Below are 22,340 nucleotides of genomic sequence, written 5' to 3'. Positions count from 1 at the left end.
GGAACAGAGATGATCCCGTTAATCAATTTAAAACGCCAGTTTCAAACGGTAAAACAAGATATTTTACAAGAGTTTGAGCATGTGTTGGACAGCGGCCAATATATATTGGGGCCCAAGGTTGAAGAGCTGGAGAAAAGAATAGCCGAAAAGCTTGGTGTAAAAGAAGCAGTCGCGGTCGCCAACGGAACGGATGCATTAGTGCTGACGCTCGAAGCTTTCGGTATCGGCAAAGGGGATGAGGTCATTACGACGCCGTTCACTTTTTTTGCGACCGCCGAAGCTGTCTCAAGGGTGGGGGCTAAGCCGGTGTTTGCTGATGTTGATCGTGAAACCTGCAACCTTGATCCGGAAAAAATAGAAGAAAACATCACCCCTGCTACTAAAGCGATCATTCCCGTCCACATTTTCGGACAGCCGGCTGATATGGACGAGATCATGGCGATTGCCAAAAAACACGGACTGCTTGTGATTGAGGATGCCTGTCAAGCGTTCGGCGCTTCATATAAAGGGCGTCCTGTCGGCAGCATCGGGGATGCCGCCTGTTTTTCATTTTTCCCGACAAAAAACTTAGGAACGTTGGGAGACGGGGGAATGGTGACGATTTCAGATCCGGATGCGGCCCGGCAATTAAGAACACTCAGAACCCATGGCACAAGCAAAAAATACTTCCATGACAAAATCGGTTTCAACAGCCGTCTTGATGAATTACATGCCGCTGCTTTGCTCATTCTTCTTGAGAAAATCGACGGTTGGAATGAACAAAGAAGAAAAGTTGCCAGCCGCTACAGGGAAGGTTTGAAAACGGCTGAGCATCTCACACTGCCGGCTGAGAAAGAAGACCGCACACATATCTATCATCTCTATTGTATCGGCGCGAAAGACCGCGACGAATTCATTCAATCGCTGAAAGAGCAGAACATTCATTCTGGCGTGTATTATCCTTGCTGCCTTCATTTGCAAACGGTCTATTCTTCATTGCAGTACAAAAAAGGCGATTTCCCTATAGCCGAGTCCTTGTCCGAAACCCTTTTCGCGATTCCGATGGATCCTTTTCTAGCCGCTGAGGAACAAGAGCAAATTATTTCCGCGCTGCTGAAAAAAGGAGGAGGGGGAAAGTGACGGTTCATTTCGGTTTAATCGGCTGCGGCTATATGTCAAGAAAACATCTTCAAGCACTGGCCGGGTGCGGTGATGCAAAGTTGTCGGCCGTCAGTGATTTGCAGGAAGAACGGATGAAGGAGGCGGAACAATACTATGCTTCCTTAGCTGGAGATGAAAGCCGAATGACCCGTTATCAGCAGTATCAAGCGCTGCTTTCAGATTCTAAAATAGAAGCGGTCATTATTGCGGCGGTTTCGGGACTGCACGCCGAAATGGCCAAAGCTGCGCTGCAGGCAGGCAAGCACGTCATCGTCGAAAAACCGATGACCTTGTCATTACAGGATGCCGATGAGCTGATAGAACTGGCGGAACAGAACGGGCTGAAGCTCATGGTCTGCCACCAGATGCGCCACCGGCCGATCATGAAAAAACTGAAGGAAACGATTGAGAGAGGAAAACTGGGAAGGATCTACTTAGGCACAGTATCGCTTCGCTTAAACAGGTCACCCGCTTATTATGAAGCGGCAACCTGGCGGGGAAGCTGGGAAAAAGACGGCGGGATGCTGGTCAATCAAGGGATACATCTGATCGATCTGCTGCAATGGTTTTTAGGTGATGTAAAAGGCGTTTACGGAGATATACTGGGCGGTTCCGGAGCAAAAGAAACGGAAGATGTTGCTGTCGGTGTTCTGACGTTTGCCAGTCAGGCGAAAGGAGTAGTAGAAGCGAATATCGTCACACAGCCAAACAATATCGGAAGCTCTCTCTCGATTTTTGGAGAACATGGAACGATTTCATTGGAAGGCCCGGCATTAAACCGGATCAGCCGCTGGTATATCCACGGGGAGAAGGATGCTGCTGAAGAAGCGGCGCAGCTGATTGATCTCAGCGGCGAACAAACCGCTATGTATCAAAACTTTATAAGCTCCGTCAAGCGCCAAGATACACTATTGGTTGACGGCTATGAAGGGAAAAAGGCGATTGAAACGATTTTTGGAATCTACCAGTCTGTGCTGCAGAAGCAGCCGGTGCAGCTGCCTCTTTCTTCGTTTCAAACATCTGATATGAAAAATAAATAGGTTTTGATTTGGTAGATCGTCCCTTTCAAAAAAAGATTTAAAACATAGTTTATTAAAGGAATGTACAGAAGGGGCGATTTGATAAATGAGCAAACAGGAAATGCATAACGAAACGATAGCGGTCATCGGCTTGGGGTTTGTCGGTCTGCCCTTGGCCATGTTGTTGATATCAAAAGGAATTCGGGTTATCGGTGTTGATTTGGATAAAAAGAAAGTCGAGGCATTACGGAAAGGGAACAGCTATATTTCAGATATCAACGATCAAGCGGTGCAGGACGGAATAGGCACCGGTTTCTTTCGTCCTGTTTCGGACTACGGTTTAATCGGCGAAGCGGATGCCGTCATCATCTGCGTACCGACGCCGCTGAATGATGATGCGGGTCCTGATTTGACTTATGTGAAAAGAGCGGCGCAATCGATTGGAGGGCACTTGAAAAAAGGGCAGCTCGTTGTGTTGGAAAGCTCGACATATCCGGGTACGACAAGGGACATCGTCAAACCGATCCTCGAAGAAAGCGGCCTTGTATGCGGAAAGGATTTTTATTTGGCTTATTCTCCAGAACGCGTTGATCCGGGCAATCAATTTCCGATTGAAGTCGTGCCGAAGGTAGTGGGAGGCGCGACGGAGGCATGCCTTGAAAAGGTGCATCAATTATACAGCGGCATTTATGAAGAGGTTGTGCCTGTCACATCGCCTGAAACAGCGGAGCTGACAAAGCTGCTGGAAAATACGTACCGGTTTATTAATATTTCATTCATTAATGAATTCGCGATGATATGCGACAAGCTCGGGGTGAATGTATGGGAAGTCATCGAGGCGGCAAGCACGAAGCCGTACGGCTTTGCGGCGTTTTATCCAGGTCCCGGCATCGGCGGCCATTGCATCCCCGTCGATCCGCTGTATTTGCAGTTTGTCATGAAACAAAGCGGTTTATCGAGCGACTTTATCGAGCTGTCGGAAGCGACAAATGATAGAATCGTCCGCTATATCGCAGAGCGTTCCTTGCAACTGGCAGGGAAAGATAAGGCGACAGACGCCCGCATTTTAATCTATGGCGTCACCTATAAACGTAATATAGCGGATGTCCGCGAATCAAAATCGCTTGATATTATAGAGAAGCTGATCGGCATGGGGGCTGATGTTTCCTACCATGATCCGCACGTTCCGGAACTCGACCTCAGCGGCAAAAAAATGGCAAGCATGCCGATAGATTCAGAGATGCTGAAAGCGTACGACTGTGTTGTCGTTTTGACCGATCATGACGCACTTCCGAAAGAGCTGTTACTAAACCATGCAACCGTGATATTTGATACAAGAGGCGTGTTGAGAGAAGCAGCAGGAAAAGCGAAAGTCATCCAGCTCGGAAACGGGTGCTCTTGACGCCAATTTTTTTCCGCGACTCACGCCCAGACCCGTTCGGAATACAATAAGTTAAAACAAGAACGTAAAGGGTGAGGGCCGTGTGGATCGGAGTTTTGTTGATGGTCTTTGGAATTGGGATCAGTATTTTTGCCGTCAGTCTGATTGTCAGCTATTTGTTTGTTATGCCGAACAGGAGCACATATGAAGAAACCTTTTTCAGCGGACTCAAACACGGCGAGATCATCGATGATGTGTTTGAGTCACACGACAAAGAAGAGCTGTTTTTGACGGCGGGGGATGGATGCCGGCTGCATGCGCTGCTTTTTCCCGTTCAAAAGAGCAGGAAAGTCGTCATCGTTTCCCACGGCATCAAGTGGTCGCTGTTTGGAGGGTATAAATACGTCGAGCTGTTCCAGTCCATCGGCTACAATGTTCTGCTTTGCGACAGCAGGTGCCACGGATTGAGCGGCGGTTCACACGTTTCTTACGGATTTTACGAAAAGGACGATTTGGCGAGGTGGGCTGACGAGCTTGAGAACAGGTTTGGCAAAGACCTTTGGATCGGGGTGCTTGGCGAATCGCTAGGAGCCGCGGCTGCCATCGAGCTGATGAAACAGGACAGGAGAATCAAGTTTTGTATTGCCGATTCCTGCTTCAGCGATTTAACAGAGCTATGCCGCTTTCAGCTGAAAGCCGCCGTCAAATTGTCCGTGCCGTTTCTCATCCCGTTGGCAAGCGGGCTGATCAAACGGCGCCACGGCTGGAGCCTTGCCGACATATCGCCGGTCAGCAATCTTGAGCAGTCAGACACGCCGCTGTTGATCATCCACGGCACAAATGATCAGCTTGTTCCGCCGGAAATGGCCAAAAGCCTGTATGACCGGAAAAAAGGGATAAAGAAACTGTATTTGATTGAAGGTGCCGGACATGTCGGCGGATTCCGCCACGATCCTGAAGAATACTTAAGCAGAATCAAAGACTTTCTCTTGAAAATCGAGCCGGCCAATTAGCCTTGCGATTCCAGCATTTCAGCGGCAGCCGATCGTTGGCGCGCTTCCTTGATTTTTCCGGCATAGGAAGCTCCCCAATTCATCATTTGACTGATGATCGGAATCAGCGTCTTGCCGAACTCAGTTAAACTGTACTCGACTTTCGGGGGAACCTGCTTATAAATCGTGCGGCAGACGATGCCGTCACGCTCAAGTTCGCGAAGCTGGAGGGTCAGCATCCGCTGTGTCACGGCGGGAATTAAACGACGCAGCTCATTAAAGCGTTTTTTATCATCGATCAAATGATACAGAATGACGCTTTTCCATTTGCCGCCGATGATATCGATCGTTGCTTCCACCGGGCATGAATAACCGTCCGGTGTTTCGCATGCCTTCGGATTCTTGTTCATTTTCCTCTCTCCTTAGTATAAAAAATGATACTATGCCACAAAAATGTGCGTACTTTCTTATTGCTATTATAATGATTAGAATGAAATTAAGAAAGGAATATAAACTATAGACAAAAGGAGAGAACAGAACATGACACAGCAATCCAAGAAGCAGGAGATTCTTGACGCATTCCAATTTAGACACGCGACAAAAGAGTTTGATCCGGACAGAAAGATATCAGACGAGGATTTTCAGTTCATTTTAGAAGCGGGCAGACTGTCGCCAAGCTCTGTCGGCCTCGAGCCGTGGAAGTTCGTCGTCGTCCAAAATAAAGAGCTGCGTGAAAAACTGCGCCAGGTCTCATGGGGCGCACAGGGACAGCTGCCGACAGCCAGCCATTTCGTTTTGCTGCTCGGACGCACGGCTAAGGAAATGCGGCATGATTCCGGGTATGTTGCAGATCAGTTAAAGCATGTGAAAAAAATGCCGGAGGACATCATTGAAAATATGCTGAAAGAAGACGGCGTTCTGAAAAGTTTCCAAGACGGCGATTTTCATTTGTACGAAAGCGACAGAGCGATGTTTGACTGGGTATCAAAGCAAACGTACATCGCGCTAGCCAACATGATGACGGCGGCCGCCTTGATCGGTATTGACTCCTGCCCGATTGAAGGCTTTAACTACGACAAAGTCCACGACATCCTTGAAAAAGAAGGATTGTTGGAGGACGGCCGCTTTGACATCTCGGTCATGGCCGCTTTCGGTTACCGCGTGAAAGAACCGCGTCCGAAGACGAGACGGGCGCTTGATCAAATCGTGAAATGGGTTGAATAAAAAAAGTGCGGTTCTGCCTTTAGCAGACCGCACTTTTTTATTTAGATTTGGAGTTTGCGCCGCTTCCTTTGGTAAAGGTACAGACCGCTTCCGGATATAAGCAGCAGCAGGCCGAGCATCAGCCAATGATAGGCGTTTGAAGCGGTGTCAGGCAAAAACCCGCCGTTTGAACCATCTGAAGGTTCATTTCCGTCATCTGACCCGCCGCTGCCATGACCGCCTGATCCGTCTCCGCCGCTTCCGGCGCCGGGCGAAGCAGGGGGTTCACCGCCGCTGCCGCCATTCGGACCGTCATCATCGCCTGAACCCGGCGGAAGTGAAGGAGACCCGGCATCTTTGTCATTCATCACGGTATACTCGCTGAAATGGTCGACATAGCCTGCAACGGTACGGCCTTTCGTATAGCCGTTTGTCACTTTTGTGAAGCTGTTGTTTTTGCGGTCGACATAATAGACGCTCAAATGTTTGTCAGGAGCCTCGACTTGGAAAAACAGTCCGACAGGCTCTTTAAATGTGCTGACCGTTTTTCCATTCTGCTGAATGTTGAAATCATATACCTTTGTGACCGCCTGTTTGATATTCTTGGCGATTTTGATGCTGATTTTAGTCTTTTCGCTTGCCAGATTAACGGCTGGAAGCTGCATCGCAATGCGATCGTTTTTCAGGGTGATACTTGGATCATCAGTTCTTTCTTTGACAAGGTCAGTCTGTGCTTTTGTCATATTCAGCTTGATGTGGTCTTTTTCTGTGTCGGGGAAATAAGCAATCACCTGATTTGCGTTTTTCGCGTATGTTTCGAACGGTTTTTCCGCAAGCGTCCAAGTGCCGTCTGTCTGACGGTCAGGAAGGAACACTTCTGTGATTCTGTTTTCGATGTTCGGTGAAACAGAATCGTACAAGGCAAGCTGCTCTGTAAAAATGTCGTAATCGGTAAAACCGAGATCGACACCGTTTTTCGCTTCTTTAAAAACGGAATAGCCGTCTCCGCCGCCGCCCATGAAGTTATTTGTAGCCACACGATAGGTTTTGTCCAAATCGAGCGGAACAGCATCCCCTTTGTCATTGACAAGGTTCACATCAAGGATGCGCTCACCTTTTGGCTTGCTCAGTGTAAATGTGAAGGATAAACCCGCGACATGCGGAAACGCGCCTCCGCCTTCTTCGACTTGGCTCACCCCGTGCTCAAGCGCTTCTTTGATTTGCGCACCCGTCAAATCAGCGGCATAAAGGGTGTTGCCGAACGGCATAACCGTCAGCACATCGCCGAGTGTGATGTCGCCTTTGGCAATACCGCTTCTGATTCCGCCGCCGTTTGTGATGGCGATGTCAGCCCCGCCAGCTTGTTTTGCTTTCTTCAGCATGCCGTCCGCGATAAAATTGCCGAGGTTGGTTTCTTTTGAGCGGACATGCTCGCGTTTTCCGTCAAGCGGGACATCGGCATAGCCTACTTTTTTCTTCTTCAGTTCGTCAATATCTTCTTTAAAGCCGTCAAGCACTTCTTTCGCTGGAGGATCTTCGTCCACTTTGCCGTCAATCGCGATCAAATTGAACCTTGATTGATCCGTTTGAACGACGCCTTTCTCATCAAACACAACATCGACCCGTCCTAAAAACTGCCCGTAGTCTTTCACTTGGGCGACGATTGTCGGTTCTTCGCTCTCCACCACTTTTAAATGATCGACGAGTGTATGCGTATGCCCGCCGATAATCAAATCGATGCCCTTCACTTTTTTTGCCAGCTCCAGATCCCGGTTGTAGCCGAGGTGGGTGAGGGCGATGATTTTGTTGACCTTTTCTTTTTCTTTCAGTTCCTTGACCGTTTTCTCCGCTGACAGATAAGCGTCATGGAACGCAATGTTCGGTCCGGGGCTTGACGTATATGACGTATCTTCCGTCGTCAGGCCGAATACGCCGACTTGCTCGCCATTTACATCAAGCAGAATATAAGGATAGATGCCGCTTTCTTTCTTTTCTCCCGCTGTTAAGAGTGCAGGCTCTTTTTGAAAGCTTCGCAGCTGAGGCTCCTTTGATACATCGACATTGGAGCTGACGATTGGAAAATCGGGCTTTTCCAGCTGGTGTCTGTTTAACGGATCGACGGCCGCATTGTTTCCGCTCAGAAAGTCTGCGAGCACTTTCGGCCCTTTATCAAATTCATGGTTGCCGAAGGTCATGGCGTCATAGCCCATCATGTTCATCAGCTTCAAATCGGCGAGTCCGTTCCATTTTGTAAAATACAAGTCACCGGAAAAGACATCGCCGGCATCGAGCAGCACATTGTTTTCTGCTTCACTGCGGATTTCTTTCACTTTGGCAGCGCGCCTTGCCGCTTCATCAAGGTGGGCGTGCGTGTCGTTCGTGTGCATGACTGTTAACGTCCAGTTTCCATTATCAACCTGAGGCTCTGTACCTTCAAAGTTCAGCTTATAGACGCCATATCCGCTGTTTTCGGATTCTCTGACAAAATCGATGTCCTTCGCTTTTTCAGCAAACGGTTTGGCGAGGAGAGAAGATTCGAATGTCACATCGGCTCCTTTAATCGGAGCGATCGACCAGTTGTTATCGGCGGCAGGATTGACCGTTTTCTTTTCCATGATGTAGTTCATGAGCACCTGCCTGTTTTCATCAGCCGCCGCATAAACGACTTTGTCCTGCGTCAGATGCGGGAATCCGCCGCCCCCGGACGCGCGGTAATTATTTGTGACCACAAGGAATTCCTGATCGTCGCGGACGGCTTTTCCGTTGTAAGACAACTGTTTGACGCGGTTGGCCTGCGGATTTTTCACCCCGCCTGACGCATTGTATTTTGCCGGTTGTGTGACATCGATCTGGTAGGTCACACCGTCAATGACATCGAAATTATACGACCTGAAATCGGGGTTGAGGAGCGCCTGTTCACCCGATTTTGAAGGGTCGATCTGGTTGAACTGCCCGGCCGACATTTCGATCCAGTCCTTCACTTCGCTTCCCGTCAGCTTGACGATATAGAGCGTATTGTCGTACAAATACAAATCGCCGATGTTTTTGATCGCAAGGTTTCCTGCTTTAATGTTTGTATAATAATCAGCACCGTTACGCCCTCCTGCTTTAAATGGCGCGCCCGCTGATAAAATCGGCAGGTTTTCGTATTCCGTTCCCTTCATGGCATCTTCCGCATACCATTTTTGTGCGTCTGTGACAATCTGAATCGAAGGATCGTCTTTTACTTGTGCGAAAAAGCTGTTAATATCAGCTTCCGTTTGGCCAACCGGCGCGCGGACGTATTCAAGCGTTTTTTCGTGTGTGTCTTTAATCGTGGAAACGACGGTTTCGTGTCGTGACGTCACATTTCCGGCAATCGCTTCCGTTTTTGCGCTGGCATCTTTCACTGTCCATTTGCTGCCGTCCTGTTCAAGCTGCATATCGATGATTCCTAAATGGCTGCCCCAGTTTTTCGGCATGACGACAGGGATGCCGTTGATCGTTCCTTTTTGATTGTCGATCACGCCATTTCCTGGATAGTCGGTACCGGGGAACAGACCGTGCTGGTGTCCGGAGATGATCGCATCTATTCCTTCCGTCTTGAGAGCCAAGTCATATACGGCGTTTTCTGCTCCCGCCGCCTGTTCGCCATTTTCAATTCCGGAGTGGGCGATCGCAATGATCACGTCGGCGCCTTCCTGCTTCATTTTCGGAATCGTTTGTTTCGCTGATTCGGTGATGTCCTGCACCGTAATTTTGCCGTCCAGATGCTTTTTATCCCATGTTAAAATCTGCGGCGGAACGAAGCCGATGTAGCCGACTTTAAGCTGGTGCTTTTGGCCGCTTTCATCCGTCAGCGTCCGCTCTTCAATATGATATGGCGTATATTTGTTCTTTCCGTCCGATGTTTTTATATTGGCATTGACGATGGGAAATTCGGCGCCTTTTATCGTGCCGTCAAGGAATTCAAGGCCATAGTTGAATTCGTGGTTTCCGAGCGTGCCGGCGTCATAGTGCAGTTTGTTCATGACATCAATGATCGGGTGTGTTTTCGTTCCGGAGATAATTGCTTCACGTTCATGTTTGAAGATATATTCCCCTAGAGGGTTCCCTTGAATTAAGTCGCCGTTGTCGACAAGAATCGTGTTCGGATTCCGGCTCCGGTGCTTTTCGATCAGCTGAGCCGTGCGGGCCAGTCCGAATTCTGCCGTTTCTTTGTCGGCATAGTAGTCATAGTCCATGATATGGGCGTGGATATCTGTCGTACCCAGGATGCTGAGGTTGATCAGCGGGTGTTCATTTGGTTCTTCTGCATATGTCTGGGTGTTTGGAATGAGTAAACTGAGTATCATCACTGAGGTTAGCAGAATACGGAGAATGTTTTTCCTTGAAAACCGTCTTTTCTGTATTCCCACCATTTCTCCACCTTTCAGATTAGAGTAACAATTTCTATTGTAAGAACTTTTTGTAAAGTTTTGTAGAACTTTCGTTGCGAATATTGTAAACACTCAGAAAATGATTCCAAAGTCTGTCCCTGTCTGCCGGGTGACTTAGGTACTTTGTCGCGAGGAACGTGCGGATGTTTTATTTAGTGTGGCAGGGGGAAATGGATTTATGTAGACAGAAGCTTTTGGGAGGGTGATCAATATGAGCAAAAACATTGCAGTTGTTCTGACAGATTACTTTGAGGATTCGGAGTATAGCGAGCCTGCGAAAGCGTTCAAAGACGCCGGGCACCAGCTTACGGTTATTGAAAAAGAGAAAGGAAAAACGCTGAAAGGCAAGCAAGGCGAGGCGCAAGTGGAAACAGATGCGTCCATTGATGAAGTCAGCCCGGCCGATTTTGACGCGCTGTTGATTCCAGGCGGATTTTCGCCGGATATTCTCAGAGCCGACCAGCGTTTCGTATCGTTTGCGAAATCCTTTATGGATGACAAAAAACCGGTGTTTGCGATCTGCCACGGCCCGCAGCTTTTAATCACTGCCAAGGCTCTGGACGGACGCAGTGCAACAGGCTACACATCGATTCAAGTCGATTTGGAAAACGCCGGGGTTCAATTTAAGGACGAGGAAGTTGTCGTCTGCCAGAACCAGCTTGTTACAAGCCGGACGCCTGACGACATCCCTGCGTTTACACGCGAATCTTTGAAGCTGCTCGGCTAATGAAAAAGACCGGAATAGATTTCCGGTCTTTCAGCGTGTCGACAAACCCTCGCATTCGTTGTCAGGCCTGCGCGTCGGTGCTCACGAATTCCAACATTCGCTGTGCTCCGATGCTCGGCCTTCCTAGACTGCAAGGGTTGAGGGTCACGCTGAAAGGATGACAAAATCCCAAAACTAAGAGCCGTTTTGGGATTTTGTCAACAATCTGAAAAGACCGGAATAGATTTCCGGTCTTTTTTATGTTTATTTTCGGAGTGCAGCCAGTTCCTCTGCGATTGCCTGCATTTCGCTCGGACTGAAAGATTTCTTTTTCATCACCATTTTGTGCAGGTATTCAAGATCTTCAAGCTTTTCATTGCTGAAGGCTTCAGCTTTGATGACGCCGATGTTCAGCATGTTTAGTTTTTGCGAGATCTCTTCGATCATTTTGTTCAGCTCGGCTGTTTTCTGCTCTGACAAGAAGGCACATCCTTTCTCACTGATTTTGTAGTCTTTATTGTAACAGAATTAAGCGAGAAGAAAAGGACGGCTGTCAAAAAGCATCTCCGGTTTAAACGGATACGCTGTTTTGCTTTTCGGCTTTTTCGGCTTTGATTTTGGCAAGGATCTGTTTGGACTCATAGATGACAATCCCTGTCAAACCGAGCAGGCCGATCAGGTTCGGTATCGCCATCAGACCGTTCAGCATATCGGCGAGCGCCCAGACAAAGTCATTTTTAAAGACCGCTCCGAAAAAGACGGCGATCACAAAGATGACACGGTAGACGATCGCATATTTTTCATTCAGCAGGTAGGTGAAGCATTTTTCTCCGTAGTACGACCAGCCCAAAATCGTCGAATAAGCGAACAGCAGCAGTCCGATCGCGACGATTGTCGATCCCGCAGGGCCGAGAAAATGTGCGAATGTCATCGATGTCAGCGCATCGTTTTTTTCTGTCAGATACATGTTTCCCATGACAATCGATATCCCCGTAATCGAGCAGACAATCAATGTGTCGATGAAAACCTGGGTCATAGAGACAAGTGCTTGGCGAGCCGGCATATCAGTTTTTGCCGCGGCTGCCGCGATCGGCGCCGAGCCGAGCCCTGCTTCATTTGAAAATACGCCCCGCGCCACGCCCCAGCGGATCACGGTTCCGATCGCGCCTCCTGCCACGGCCTGGCCGGTAAACGCGTCAGAGAAAATTAAACCGACCGCGCCTGGGACAAGTTCAAAGTTTGTGACAAGAATGATCAACCCGGCGATGACATAAAATAAAGCCATGATCGGCACGAACAGCGAGGTGACTTTGCCGATACTTTTAATCCCTCCGAGAATGACAAGTGCTGTAAAAATCGTGACAATGATGCCGGTTACCCAGGCAGGCACGGAAAATGTGGAGCTCATGACTCCGGATACAGAATTTGACTGAACCATATTGCCTATTCCGAAAGCGGCAAGCGCCCCGAATATGGCAAATAACACACCAAGCCACTTTTGCTTGAGGCCGTGTTCCAAATAATACATCGGGCCGCCTGACATTTCGCCGTTTTTGTCTTTCACGCGGAATCTGACAGCAAGCACCGCTTCGGCATATTTCGTGGCCATTCCGAAAAAGGCGGCGAGCCACATCCAAAACACGGCGCCAGGCCCTCCGGCAATGACAGCTGAGGCGACACCGACGATATTCCCGGTACCGACCGTAGCGGCAAGGGCAGTCATCAACGCCTGAAAGTGGGAAATATCACCTTCGGAGGATTTATCCTGATGTCTTGAAAAGGCAAGCTTTAATGAGTAAGGCAAAAGTCTGATCTGCAAAAAAGCCAGCCTGAAAGTCAAATAAATACCTGTTCCAACAATGAGGATCAAAAGCGGAGGTCCCCATAAAAAACCGTTCATTGTATCTACAATATGTGAAATAAAATCCATAGGCGAAATATCCCCCTTTAATTTTGTGTCTAACTAGAATATTCTGAAAGTTTGTTAGATTTGTCAATAGCATTGTCATCTTTTCTTCCCAAAGTTGAAAAAAACAAAAAAATCTTTAGTATAAAAGCAAAAGTGTTTTTTCTTTCTGAAATGTGGGGAAAGAATAGAGGAGGCTCTTGTTTGATGATCAAAGTGCTATTTGTCTGCCTCGGCAATATTTGCCGCTCTCCGATGGCAGAAGCTGTATTTAACGACATGCTCAAAAAAAGCGGACTTGAGGACCGAATTGAAGCCGATTCGGCGGGGACAGGGAACTGGCATGTCGGAAAACCGCCTCATGAAGGCACACGGTCGCTGCTATCTGCAAAAAAGATAAGCTGCGAAGGCCTTTACGCGAGGCAGATTACCGACAAAGACCCGGAAGCGTTCGATTATATCATCGCGATGGATGCCGAAAACGCTGGCCATGTGAGAAGCCTTGCCGGCTACGGGAGCAAAGCCGTCATCCGGAGGCTTCTCGACTATGTCGAGGACTGTGAGACGGCAGATGTTCCTGATCCATACTACACCGGGAACTTTGATGAGGTGTACGAACTCGTCGCGAAAGGATGCAGCGAATTGCTAAAGGACATTCGAAAAGAACACAATTTATAAAAAAACGAAGGGAGAGATTTTTTATGAAAAACGACCGCGTTTTCATCAGAAATATCCTCCTCGGCGCTTCGGTCGGGGCGGTTATGTCACTGCTGCACAAACCGACCAGAGAAGCGTGCGGCGCAAAGCTTGACGCGTGCAAAAACAAAGTCCGCCTTTACCGCGCAAATCCCGGAATGTTCACCGAATGCGTGAAAGAAAAAATGGACGAAGCCAAAAAACTGACCGCTTCCATATCGGACGATTTAAGCTTCTTAAATCAACAGATGAAAGAACTGAAAGAGACGACGCCAAAAGTGATCGGTCTGATCGAGGAAACGAGGGATCACTTCACAGCTAAATCCAAAGGGCGTACGGAGCCGGAAAAAGAATGAGCTTTTTGAAAGAGCTGGCTTGGCGTTTTTTCCTTCATGAAGGGCCGAGCAAATCGGCGGAACTTGCCTACTTTTTCCTGCTGTCCCTGTTTCCGTTTATGATTTTCCTATTGACTTTGATCGGCTACCTGCCTGTCAAAACGGGCGATGTCATCGGGCTGATTGAACAGTATGCTCCAGAAGACACGATGTCCGTTATTGAAGAGACGCTCAATACAGGAAACAGGGGCCTGCTTTCTTTCGGGATTATCGCGGCGCTCTGGTCTGCGTCAAACGGATTGAACGCGATTGTCAGGGCCTTTAATCATGCTTATGAAGTGGAGGAAAACCGCTCATTCATCATGGTACGGCTGACATCACTCCTCCTGACCGCCGCGATGGTTTTCACCATATTGGTCGCGCTTCTTCTTCCGGTATTCGGGAGGGCCATCGGCCATTTCATCGCCAATCTGGACGGTACGCCGGAAATGTTTCTAGCGGCATGGTCAGCGCTCCGCTGGGGAATCAGCCCGCTTGTGCTGCTGATCGTCTTTACGGCTTTATACTTTTTTGCCCCGAATAAGCGGCTGTCATTTAAATTCGTGCTTCCGGGAGCCGTTGCAGCGACAGCCGGCTGGATCCTCGTCAGCATGCTGTTTTCATACTACGTCAGTGAATTTGCAAACTACAGCGCAACATACGGAAGCCTCGGCGGCATCATCGTCCTGATGATCTGGTTTTATTTAAGCGGAATGATGATTATTCTTGGAGGGGAGATCAATGCCCTTTTACATAAACGTAAAATCATTCCTGAAGAAAATCCGCGGAAATGAGCAATCTATAAAAGAACGTTTCATGAGTTCAAAAGCGGAGGGATCATCATGACAAAACACACGAAAAAAGGCGGCAGCCATAATAAACAAAATTCAAAGCAAAGTTCGAAAAACAAAACGAGCGGAAGCGCCAACGGACAAAACGGATATCATTAAAACTGCCTGACGTTTTCGAAAAGGCCGGCTGCCTATAGTAAGCAGCCGGCCTTTTTTACATTGGCGCCGCCTCAGATTGTTCGAGAGCGCCGTTTTTCTTCGTTTTGCCAAAGAGCACCCCGATCCAGATCAACACCATCACGATTGTAATCATATAAAACAGATTGCTGTTATGAAATGTCTGCATATACCAGCCGCCGGCAACCGGGCCGAAAATGCTTCCGAAGCTGAAGGTGATTCCGCACATCAAGTTTCCGGCCGGGAGAAGGCGTTTTGGAAGCAGGTCGGCCATAAAGCTGATGCCGAGTGAAAAAGTTGATCCAACAGCCATTCCGGCTATGAAAAAACATGCCGCAAGCAAGGGGACGGAATCGGAAAAGCCCGCCGCAAAGAAGCAGCCTGCCCCGACAGCCAATATGACAAGGAGCATATTTCGTCTTCCATACTTGTCGCTCAACACGCCGAGCGGATACTGAAAGACGATGCTTCCGATCGCAAAAGCCGGAAGAATAATTGATAGGCCTTCGACGGAAATGCCCGAGCGGAGCGCGTAGACGGGAAAATTGCCGTTCAGGGCGGTTTCCAAAAAGCCGTAGCCGAATGTCGGCAAAAACGCGACCCATCCTAGCAGAAAGGCTTGGACGAAGCGCTTCAAGCTGTTATCGCTGCGGCTTTCAGAGCCGCTTTTCTCAGGAAAATCGTTTTGAAGGCAAAAAATAAACAGCCACGCCAGCAGGCTGAATGCACCTGAGACGATAAACGGCAATGACGGGGCAATGTTGACAAGCGGCGTTAAAAAAGGACCGGCAGCAAATCCCAAACCAAACGAAAGGCCGTACAAAGAGATATTGCGGCCGCGGTTTTTTTCAGACGATAATGTGGTCACCCAAGTTTGCGTTGAAAAGTGCAGCATATGATCCCCGATTCCAATCAAGAGCCGTAAAAAGAACCAGACGATAAACGACTGAATAAAAACAAAGGTGAACAAACTCGCGCACACCATCACCCCGCCGATGACGATCAGCGGTTTAAAACCGAGCCTGCGAAGCGGTGCTTCCATAAACGGCGAAGCGATCAGGACGCCGATGTAGAGGCCTGTCGCATGAAGACCGTTCAGCGCAGCCGAATGGCCTTCCTGTTCGAAAATAACAGAGATGACCGGAAGGAGCATCCCTTGCGAAAAACCTGATATACTGACAATCAAAACGAGAATGAAAAAGTGAAATCTAGTCATCGGCCGATTCTCCTTATCCGTAATCCTTCTTTGATCGTACAACTTTCACAAGTTTTTAGGCAAGGCGATTTTTCTTTTTCTGTCAAAAGAGGTGTGAATCATGGAAATCGTGTGGAATCAGAACGGCTTTGAGGCTGATCTGGAATATGGAAAGCTTAAGATATCAGGCAATGAAGAAGCAGGATTCAGGCCTTATCAATTGCTGGCCGCTTCGATTGCGGCATGCAGCGGAACCGTTCTTCATAACATATTGGAAAAGAAAAGGATACAGCTGAAAGATATGACCATCGAGACAAAAGAAGAACGCATTTCCGAAGAGGCGGGCCGCATCAAAAGCATCCATCTTCACTTCATATTGAAGGGAGAAAACCTTGGTGCAGAACAAATTCAAAAGGCGCTGAAAGTAGCGATGAAAAACTGTGCCATGGTGAGGTCTGTTGAAAACAGCATCAAGATCATCGAAACATTTCAGATTCGCTGATGTTTAAAAACCTGCGTCAATGCGGAATAGATCAGTATGCCGTATATAAACTGAAAAGTTCGCACAAAAATAACCTACACCAAAAAAGAAAAGAGGAATGAAAAATGGGCCGTTTTTTCTTTTGGATGATGGCTGCGGGAGTTCCCCTTTCTGTCGCAGGGAGCATGTTGCATTGGCCGCAGGTTTTATTGTTCATCATATACTGCCTGACGATTATCGCGCTTGCAAGCTATATGGGAAGAGCCACCGAAAGCCTTGCGATTATTGCGGGTCCGAGGATCGGGGGTCTTTTAAATGCGACGTTCGGAAACGCCGTTGAGCTGATCATTTCGATCTTCGCGTTGCGGGAAGGACTGACCGGCATTGTGCTCGCATCGCTGACAGGATCTGTCCTCGGCAACCTTCTTCTGGTCGCCGGCCTGTCGTTTTTCATCGGGGGCCTGAAATATAAGCGCCAGGAATTCAACGTGTATGATGCGAGACACAATTCAGGTTTGCTCATGTTCGCGGTGATTGTCGCTTTCGTCATCCCAGAAGTATTTTCAGCCGAAATGACAGAGCCGAGGAAGCTGTCGATGAGCGTCGGCATCAGCATCATCATGATTTTGCTTTACCTGGCAGCGCTTTATTTCAAGCTTGTCAGCCACCGCGGGGTTTACCAGACGAATCAAAATGAGCGGGAAGAATCGCATGAAGAGCCGGAATGGTCGGGAAAGAGGGCAACATTGATTTTATTTTTGGCGACCGTTGCCGTTGCCTACATTTCCGAGCACCTCGTCCACACATTTGATACGGTGGCCGAACAATTCGGCTGGTCGGAGCTTTTCATCGGGGTCATCATTGTCGCGATCGTCGGAAACGCGGCAGAGCATGCTTCCGCCGTCATTATGGCCTATAAGGACAAAATGGATGTCGCAGTTGAAATTGCGATCGGATCAACGCTGCAGATCGCGATGTTTGTCGCACCCGTTCTTGTGATTAGCTCTTTGTTATTTCCAGTGAGCATGCCGCTCGTCTTTACCTTGCCGGAACTCGTCGCCATGGCTTCCGCCGTCCTTTTGATGATCGTCATTTCAAACGACGGGGATACGAACTGGTTTGAGGGCGCGACATTGCTGGCTGCTTATATCATCATGGGAATCGGTTTTTTCCTTCTTTAAAAAAATTGGGATAAACGGAGAGCATCTGGAAAACAATAAGGGAAAAGAAACAGAAAGAGTGATAGTATGAAAAAGCTTTTGTGTTTTACGCTAACTGCGTTTTTATCCTTTAGTTTTTTCGCTGTACAGGAAGCTGATGCAGCCAAGCCGATCAAGATTCCAAGCTCTGTCACGAATATTTCCAAAGAGAACACATACCCTAACGCCTCCCAGGATCAGCCGAGGCTGCAGCCGAGCGAACTGGCTGAAGAGCTGCTGAAAACAACCGATATCGCGATTGAAAATCCGCATCTCATCAAAATGCTGAATGAGTCAAGCATTTCCGGCACACCGCTGGCAATCGGCTACAGAGCGACGATCTATTTGGGCAGATGGGCGCTCGGGTATACCTCGAATGAAACCGTTGCGAACTGGGAATACCGCAAAATCAACACAAACCGCTTTGACAACCGGGGCGGGAAAGCACCTGCCGAACTCACGTATTCCCAGGAACAGACGAGCAAAATCAAAGGCGGCTTAACAGCGAAAGTCCCGAAAGCGGACGATGTCAAAAACATGATGATGCTTGAAGCCATGGAAAAAACAAAGCTGCCGCTCGCCTTTGAAACAGTCGTCGGCGCCGGCACAAAACGCGATCAGGTTTATAAAGTGCAGCCGAAAAAGCTGGGGAATTTACACGCCTATGCACCTGCCGTCAATGAAAAAGGGAAGGTCACCTACGGTGAAGTGTACATTGTATTAAAAGGCAACAAAAGAAAGCTGGTCGTCAAAAATATCACCTCGCAAGGAATTGGCGCCTGGATTCCTGTACAGGATCACCTCACATTCGGCTTTCAGCTCAGCCATCAGCCGAAATAAAAAAGCAAGCCTTTTGCGGCTTGCTTTTTCATACTCTTGCTGTTCTGGAAGTAAAATCAACATCTTGATAATAGCTGTTTTTGACGAGCACATTCGGCCCGAGGCATCGGACGTGCGGGCAGTGGCAGTTGAGCTCCTTGGCAAGCTCTGTTTTTCTCCACTTCGCATAGGCGCTTGGCAGGCTGTCGGTTTGAATGTTGCCGAGCGGCGGAGTATCTCCGAAATCGGTCACGATGATATTGCCGTCAAAAATATTGACGTTCAGGCGCGATCTGCCGTCAGGGTCGTTTCTGACCGTGACATTTTTCGCTTCGCGCAGCCGCTGTAAAAGAGCGTGGTCTTCAGGATCAGGGCTGCACGCGTAAAACGGCAGGGTGCCGAACAGCATCCACGTATTTTCGTCGCGAATGTCAAGAAGGCGGTGGATCGCTTTCCTCATGTCTTGTAAGCTTAAAGATTCAAGCGCGCTTGCAAAATCGCTCGGATACATCGGGTGAACCTCATGGCGCTGGCATTTCATGTCTTCGACAATTTGCCGGTGAATATGCTCGATGTGAGGAAGCGTCCGTTTGTTGAGCATCGTCTCGGCGGATACCATAACCCCTTCATCAACAAGCGTCCGGCTGTTTTCGATCATTTTTTCGAAATAGCGCGCCCGCTGGGCAAACGTCGGCTTTTTATCCATCATGGCGAAGCCGATTTCTGCAAAGTCTTCGACTGTTCCCCAGTTGTGGGAAATATGAAGCACATCAAGGTAGGGGATGATCAGCTCGTAGCGCCCGATATCGAGCGTCAAGTTTGAGTTGATCTGCGTCCGCACGCCGCGTTCATGAGCGTATTTTAATAAAGGAACGACATATTCCTTTACGGATTTTAATGAAAGCATCGGCTCGCCGCCCGTAATGCTTAAAGAACGAAGGCGGGGAATCTCATCAAGCCGTTTCAACAGAAGGCTGACGGGCAGCGCGTCCGGGTCCTTCGTCTGGAGCGTATACCCGACGGCGCAGTGCTCGCAGCGCATATTGCAAAGAGTCGTCGTCGTAAATTCAACGTTCGTCAGCTGTATATCTCCATATTGGTCAACGTCCATGTAGGCTTCCCACGGATCATATTCGGGGGTAATCGGACGAACCTGCGTTTTTTCTGTCATGACATATCTAACTCCTTTATGATAGGACATACTAATATAGCCCAACTATTCATTTTAGACCTGATCCTTGAGGCGTGCAAGTCATGGATGATTGAAAAAAGGCCGTTTATAGGCTACGATAAAGGAACAAAAGGAGGAGAATCATGGGTAACGCAGTACATGACAAAGAACAGCAAGTCAATTATTTAAAAAACAGATTGGATATGTTTATGTCAGTCATCGATTCTTTAGACCCGGAATCGACCGACCTTGAAGATATTGACAGACTGATCAGCATGCTCGACGACTTGGAAGCCAAATACGAGCGCTTTAAAAAAGACTGGAAATAAAACCGCCGCATTCTTTGCCGCGGTTTTTTTGTTTTCCAAGTGTTGCTTGGTATGAAAAGCTCAGCCCTTCTGCACAATAAGAAAAAAGAAAAACTGGGAGCGAGAAGATGATGAAACGATTCTTTGCCTTATGCTGCGGATTCCTGCTGATGCTGGCCTTCAGCGGCAATGCTGAAGCGATTTCCAACAAGCCGATCCATTGGGGCTTTTCAAAAAGCAAAAACCATCAGCCGGCAGATGCGGGACAAGAGCTGAACAGCCTTTTGCAGCAGTACGACGCCTTTTATTTGGGCAACACAAAGGAAAAAACGATCTATCTGACCTTTGATAACGGCTATGAAAATGGCTACACCCCTAAGGTGCTAGATGTTCTGAAAAAACAAAACGTCAAAGCTGCCTTTTTTGTGACGGGCCATTTTGTCAAAGATCAGCCGGAGCTGATCAAGCGAATGGCCGAGGAAGGACATATCATCGGGAATCATTCCTATCACCATCCGGATCTCACGACGAAAACAAGCCGCGTGATACAAGAGGAATTGGAATCGGTCGATGAGGAGGTTTACAAAATCACAGGCAAAAAAAACAACCTCTACCTGAGGCCGCCTCGGGGCGTTTTCAGCGAGCGGGTGCTTGAAGAAACGAAAAAGCTCGGTTATCAAACGGTATTCTGGTCTGTTGCTTTTGTCGATTGGAAAATCAATGCCCAAAAAGGGTGGCGCTATGCGTACGACAATATGATGAAACAGGCCCATCCCGGCGCCGTCTATTTGCTTCACACCGTCTCGAAAGACAATGCCGAAGCGCTTGATCAGGCGATCACCGACTTAAAAAAAGAAGGCTATACATTTAAAAGCCTTGATGACCTGATGTTTGAAAAATCTATGATGCTAAAGCCCTTTTGAAAGAAATGCCCCGGACGCTGAGACGGGGTTTTTGCTTTGAGCGGAAAAGTTGATGGTTCAGGCTCTTTTATTTCCCCTAGTCAATTCCATAGAATAAAAATCCATTCTATATACATATATTACTAGATTTAAAAAGAAAATAGGTATATCATTGATAGTGAAGGGGGAATTACCATGTCAAAATTAGTAAAATCAGTCACATCGCCTAAAAAATTTATTACAGGAAAACGACTCCTTGAGAACTTGAACGATTACATTGAAGATTATGGTGATCACGCATATATCATTTGCGATGAATTCATTTTAGAACGCGCTCAAAAAGAAGCGGGGAATTCGATTCAGAAAGCCGGCAATCAAGCTGTTTTTGAAAAATTCAATTACGAATGCACACAGGAAGAAATCGATCGTAACCGGGAGCTTGCACGCAATGCAGGCGCTAATATCATCGTTGGGATCGGCGGGGGAAAAACGCTTGATACAGCAAAGGCCACCGCTTATTACGAGAAGCTGCCGGTTGTGATTTTCCCGACAATTGCTTCAACAGATGCTCCATGTACGGCCCTTGCTGTCATTTATAAACATGACGGATCGTTTGACCGATATCTGTTTTTGCCGACGAACCCAGATGTCGTTCTCGCGGATTCTGACATTTTGGCATCCGCGCCGCCGCGCTTTTTCGCAGCCGGTATCGGAGACGCCTTGGCGACGTATTTTGAAGCGCGCGCCTGCTTTAAAGCAAACGGCGACAACCTCGTGCTGATGAAACCTTCAACAACTGGATTGGGACTTGCCCGCCTTTGCTACGATACGCTATTGGAAAACGGCGTAAAAGCGATGCAGGCGATCAAGCATGGCGTTTCTACACGAGCCGTTGAAGACACAATAGAAGCGACCATCTATTTAAGCGGCGTCGGCGCCGAATCAGGCGGTCTTGCCGCCGCACATGCGATCCACAATGGAATGACAGCCGTTCCTTCTCTGCACAGAGCTCAGCACGGCGAAAAAGTCACGTTCGGCCTTTTGGCACAGCTCGTTCTTGAAAACGCGCCGGCCGAAGAGCTGGAGACCGTCATTGACTTTATCAAAGGCGTCGGTCTGCCGTTGACATTAAAAGACCTCGGAGTCGACGAATTTGTCGAAGAAGAATGGCGCCAAGTCGCTCAAAGCGCTTGCGCAGAAGGCGACACAATGGGCAACATGCCGTTCCCAGTCACCCCTGACGATGTCTACAATTCGATCGTCGCCGCCAACGCGATTGCAGAATCTTATCGCGATTAATAGACGAAAAGCCGCTTCCGTGAAGGAGCGGCTTTTTTCTTTGAGGTTTGTCTATTAGTTTGTGAAGCGGCTGTTTGCAGTTCGTTTTTTCTGTATACCTTTTACTTCTAAACCTTCTCTTCCATGTAATATTTTTAAAAGTTTCCAAAAGCGTGCTGCTTGA

Annotated in this window: 21 protein-coding genes; 15 read left to right on the top strand and 6 right to left on the bottom strand. The window is 48.2% G+C overall.

Features of this window, described 5'->3' with window-relative positions:
• The first annotated feature begins 9 nt into the window (after positions 1-9).
• The 4 genes from M1E03_RS17355 to M1E03_RS17340 all read left to right on the top strand — a co-directional run bounded on the left by M1E03_RS17355 (position 10) and on the right by M1E03_RS17340 (position 4,553).
• Positions 10-1,119 carry a DegT/DnrJ/EryC1/StrS family aminotransferase gene (locus M1E03_RS17355; protein ID WP_025810260.1) on the top strand — a complete coding sequence of 370 codons (1,110 nt, stop codon included), beginning with the start codon at positions 10-12 and terminating at the stop codon, positions 1,117-1,119.
• Positions 1,116-2,180 carry a Gfo/Idh/MocA family protein gene (locus M1E03_RS17350; RefSeq protein ID WP_411221344.1) on the top strand — a complete coding sequence of 355 codons (1,065 nt, stop codon included), beginning with the start codon at positions 1,116-1,118 and terminating at the stop codon, positions 2,178-2,180. The genes M1E03_RS17355 and M1E03_RS17350 overlap by 4 nt, the downstream gene beginning before the upstream one ends.
• Positions 2,181-2,265: 85 nt before the next feature.
• Positions 2,266-3,561 (top strand): nucleotide sugar dehydrogenase, encoded by a 1,296-nt coding sequence (locus tag M1E03_RS17345; protein ID WP_023855862.1) that lies wholly within the window; start codon positions 2,266-2,268, stop codon positions 3,559-3,561.
• A gap of 101 nt (positions 3,562-3,662) precedes the next feature.
• Positions 3,663-4,553 (top strand): alpha/beta hydrolase, encoded by an 891-nt coding sequence (locus tag M1E03_RS17340; protein ID WP_229129470.1) that lies wholly within the window; start codon positions 3,663-3,665, stop codon positions 4,551-4,553.
• On the opposite strand, the gene M1E03_RS17335 is transcribed toward M1E03_RS17340, so the two are convergent.
• Positions 4,550-4,942, bottom strand: a complete 393-nt coding sequence (locus M1E03_RS17335) for a winged helix-turn-helix transcriptional regulator (RefSeq protein ID WP_020450561.1) — start codon at positions 4,940-4,942, stop codon at positions 4,550-4,552. The two genes, M1E03_RS17340 and M1E03_RS17335, sit on opposite strands and share 4 nt — an antisense overlap.
• Before the next feature lie 130 nt (positions 4,943-5,072).
• Between M1E03_RS17335 and M1E03_RS17330 the strand changes: the two genes are divergently transcribed.
• Positions 5,073-5,756, top strand: a complete 684-nt coding sequence (locus M1E03_RS17330; RefSeq protein WP_020450562.1) for an NAD(P)H-dependent oxidoreductase — start codon at positions 5,073-5,075, stop codon at positions 5,754-5,756.
• Positions 5,757-5,797: 41 nt separating this feature from the next.
• Here the strand turns inward: M1E03_RS17330 and M1E03_RS17325 are convergent, their stop codons facing one another.
• The gene (locus M1E03_RS17325) at positions 5,798-10,135 is read right to left on the bottom strand and encodes a multifunctional 2',3'-cyclic-nucleotide 2'-phosphodiesterase/3'-nucleotidase/5'-nucleotidase (protein WP_328067069.1); all 4,338 of its coding nucleotides are present in this window, start codon (positions 10,133-10,135) and stop codon (positions 5,798-5,800) included.
• Positions 10,136-10,364: 229 nt separating this feature from the next.
• Between M1E03_RS17325 and M1E03_RS17320 the strand changes: the two genes are divergently transcribed.
• Positions 10,365-10,880, top strand: a complete 516-nt coding sequence (locus M1E03_RS17320; RefSeq protein WP_328067067.1) for a type 1 glutamine amidotransferase domain-containing protein — start codon at positions 10,365-10,367, stop codon at positions 10,878-10,880.
• Between the two features lie 243 nt (positions 10,881-11,123).
• On the opposite strand, the gene M1E03_RS17315 is transcribed toward M1E03_RS17320, so the two are convergent.
• Both M1E03_RS17315 and M1E03_RS17310 read right to left on the bottom strand, forming a co-directional pair.
• A complete protein-coding gene (locus M1E03_RS17315; protein WP_031304963.1) occupies positions 11,124-11,306 on the bottom strand; it encodes a DUF1128 domain-containing protein in 183 nt (60 codons plus the stop codon).
• A 124-nt stretch (positions 11,307-11,430) separates the two neighbouring features.
• Positions 11,431-12,789: an alanine/glycine:cation symporter family protein gene (locus tag M1E03_RS17310; protein ID WP_020450566.1), complete on the bottom strand. Its 1,359-nt coding sequence runs from the start codon at positions 12,787-12,789 to the stop codon at positions 11,431-11,433.
• 183 nt (positions 12,790-12,972) lie between these two features.
• Here M1E03_RS17310 and M1E03_RS17305 point away from each other — a divergent pair, with 183 nt between their 5' ends.
• The 3 genes from M1E03_RS17305 to M1E03_RS17295 are packed head-to-tail and all read left to right on the top strand — an operon-like array spanning position 12,973 to position 14,629.
• The gene (locus M1E03_RS17305; RefSeq protein ID WP_106071172.1) at positions 12,973-13,443 is read left to right on the top strand and encodes a low molecular weight protein-tyrosine-phosphatase; all 471 of its coding nucleotides are present in this window, start codon (positions 12,973-12,975) and stop codon (positions 13,441-13,443) included.
• A 23-nt stretch (positions 13,444-13,466) separates the two neighbouring features.
• Positions 13,467-13,817, top strand: a complete 351-nt coding sequence (locus M1E03_RS17300) for a hypothetical protein (protein WP_020450568.1) — start codon at positions 13,467-13,469, stop codon at positions 13,815-13,817.
• The gene (locus tag M1E03_RS17295) at positions 13,814-14,629 is read left to right on the top strand and encodes a YihY/virulence factor BrkB family protein (protein WP_020450569.1); all 816 of its coding nucleotides are present in this window, start codon (positions 13,814-13,816) and stop codon (positions 14,627-14,629) included. Before M1E03_RS17300 ends, M1E03_RS17295 begins: the two co-directional genes overlap by 4 nt.
• Positions 14,630-14,840: 211 nt before the next feature.
• Here the strand turns inward: M1E03_RS17295 and M1E03_RS17290 are convergent, their stop codons facing one another.
• Entirely contained in the window at positions 14,841-16,019 is a 1,179-nt protein-coding gene (locus M1E03_RS17290; protein WP_149169178.1) for an MFS transporter, read from the bottom strand.
• A gap of 100 nt (positions 16,020-16,119) precedes the next feature.
• On the opposite strand from M1E03_RS17290, the gene M1E03_RS17285 reads away from it, so the two are divergent.
• From M1E03_RS17285 to M1E03_RS17275, 3 genes are all read left to right on the top strand, one after another.
• Entirely contained in the window at positions 16,120-16,500 is a 381-nt protein-coding gene (locus tag M1E03_RS17285) for an OsmC family protein (RefSeq protein ID WP_020450571.1), read from the top strand.
• 104 nt (positions 16,501-16,604) lie between these two features.
• Positions 16,605-17,660 carry a calcium/proton exchanger gene (gene cax, locus M1E03_RS17280; protein ID WP_328067063.1) on the top strand — a complete coding sequence of 352 codons (1,056 nt, stop codon included), beginning with the start codon at positions 16,605-16,607 and terminating at the stop codon, positions 17,658-17,660.
• A 66-nt stretch (positions 17,661-17,726) separates the two neighbouring features.
• Positions 17,727-18,518 (top strand): YfkD famly protein, encoded by a 792-nt coding sequence (locus M1E03_RS17275; RefSeq protein WP_328067062.1) that lies wholly within the window; start codon positions 17,727-17,729, stop codon positions 18,516-18,518.
• A 28-nt stretch (positions 18,519-18,546) separates the two neighbouring features.
• Here M1E03_RS17275 and yfkAB read toward each other — a convergent pair whose 3' ends face one another.
• Positions 18,547-19,668 carry a radical SAM/CxCxxxxC motif protein YfkAB gene (yfkAB, locus tag M1E03_RS17270; protein WP_020450574.1) on the bottom strand — a complete coding sequence of 374 codons (1,122 nt, stop codon included), beginning with the start codon at positions 19,666-19,668 and terminating at the stop codon, positions 18,547-18,549.
• A 143-nt stretch (positions 19,669-19,811) separates the two neighbouring features.
• On the opposite strand from yfkAB, the gene M1E03_RS17265 reads away from it, so the two are divergent.
• The 3 genes from M1E03_RS17265 to M1E03_RS17255 all read left to right on the top strand — a co-directional run bounded on the left by M1E03_RS17265 (position 19,812) and on the right by M1E03_RS17255 (position 22,177).
• Entirely contained in the window at positions 19,812-19,997 is a 186-nt protein-coding gene (locus M1E03_RS17265) for an SE1561 family protein (protein WP_003179806.1), read from the top strand.
• 110 nt (positions 19,998-20,107) lie between these two features.
• Positions 20,108-20,899: a delta-lactam-biosynthetic de-N-acetylase gene (gene pdaA / locus M1E03_RS17260; protein ID WP_041817427.1), complete on the top strand. Its 792-nt coding sequence runs from the start codon at positions 20,108-20,110 to the stop codon at positions 20,897-20,899.
• 174 nt (positions 20,900-21,073) lie between these two features.
• On the top strand, positions 21,074-22,177 hold the full coding sequence (locus M1E03_RS17255) for a glycerol dehydrogenase (protein WP_020450576.1): 1,104 nt from the start codon (positions 21,074-21,076) through the stop codon (positions 22,175-22,177).
• Positions 22,178-22,340 lie beyond the last annotated feature (163 nt).

Source organism: Bacillus sp. PK6-013, assembly GCF_054161445.1.
Note: the sequence above shows the minus strand (reverse complement) of the source record. Positions and strands in the feature narration are given on the sequence as shown.

Excerpts from the sequence above, each read along its gene's own strand:
- M1E03_RS17355 (WP_025810260.1), top strand. The coding sequence starts at position 10 with ATGATCCCGTTAATCAATTTAAAACGCCAGTTTCAAACGGTAAAACAA.
- M1E03_RS17345 (WP_023855862.1), top strand. The coding sequence starts at position 2,266 with ATGAGCAAACAGGAAATGCATAACGAAACGATAGCGGTCATCGGCTTG.
- M1E03_RS17340 (WP_229129470.1), top strand. The coding sequence starts at position 3,663 with ATGGTCTTTGGAATTGGGATCAGTATTTTTGCCGTCAGTCTGATTGTC.
- M1E03_RS17335 (WP_020450561.1), bottom strand. The coding sequence starts at position 4,942 with ATGAACAAGAATCCGAAGGCATGCGAAACACCGGACGGTTATTCATGC.
- M1E03_RS17330 (WP_020450562.1), top strand. The coding sequence starts at position 5,073 with ATGACACAGCAATCCAAGAAGCAGGAGATTCTTGACGCATTCCAATTT.
- M1E03_RS17325 (WP_328067069.1), bottom strand. The coding sequence starts at position 10,135 with ATGGTGGGAATACAGAAAAGACGGTTTTCAAGGAAAAACATTCTCCGT.
- M1E03_RS17320 (WP_328067067.1), top strand. The coding sequence starts at position 10,365 with ATGAGCAAAAACATTGCAGTTGTTCTGACAGATTACTTTGAGGATTCG.
- M1E03_RS17315 (WP_031304963.1), bottom strand. The coding sequence starts at position 11,306 with ATGATCGAAGAGATCTCGCAAAAACTAAACATGCTGAACATCGGCGTC.
- M1E03_RS17310 (WP_020450566.1), bottom strand. The coding sequence starts at position 12,789 with ATGGATTTTATTTCACATATTGTAGATACAATGAACGGTTTTTTATGG.
- M1E03_RS17305 (WP_106071172.1), top strand. The coding sequence starts at position 12,973 with ATGATCAAAGTGCTATTTGTCTGCCTCGGCAATATTTGCCGCTCTCCG.
- M1E03_RS17300 (WP_020450568.1), top strand. The coding sequence starts at position 13,467 with ATGAAAAACGACCGCGTTTTCATCAGAAATATCCTCCTCGGCGCTTCG.
- M1E03_RS17295 (WP_020450569.1), top strand. The coding sequence starts at position 13,814 with ATGAGCTTTTTGAAAGAGCTGGCTTGGCGTTTTTTCCTTCATGAAGGG.
- M1E03_RS17290 (WP_149169178.1), bottom strand. The coding sequence starts at position 16,019 with ATGACTAGATTTCACTTTTTCATTCTCGTTTTGATTGTCAGTATATCA.
- M1E03_RS17285 (WP_020450571.1), top strand. The coding sequence starts at position 16,120 with ATGGAAATCGTGTGGAATCAGAACGGCTTTGAGGCTGATCTGGAATAT.
- cax (WP_328067063.1), top strand. The coding sequence starts at position 16,605 with ATGGGCCGTTTTTTCTTTTGGATGATGGCTGCGGGAGTTCCCCTTTCT.
- M1E03_RS17275 (WP_328067062.1), top strand. The coding sequence starts at position 17,727 with ATGAAAAAGCTTTTGTGTTTTACGCTAACTGCGTTTTTATCCTTTAGT.
- yfkAB (WP_020450574.1), bottom strand. The coding sequence starts at position 19,668 with ATGACAGAAAAAACGCAGGTTCGTCCGATTACCCCCGAATATGATCCG.
- M1E03_RS17265 (WP_003179806.1), top strand. The coding sequence starts at position 19,812 with ATGGGTAACGCAGTACATGACAAAGAACAGCAAGTCAATTATTTAAAA.
- pdaA (WP_041817427.1), top strand. The coding sequence starts at position 20,108 with ATGAAACGATTCTTTGCCTTATGCTGCGGATTCCTGCTGATGCTGGCC.
- M1E03_RS17255 (WP_020450576.1), top strand. The coding sequence starts at position 21,074 with ATGTCAAAATTAGTAAAATCAGTCACATCGCCTAAAAAATTTATTACA.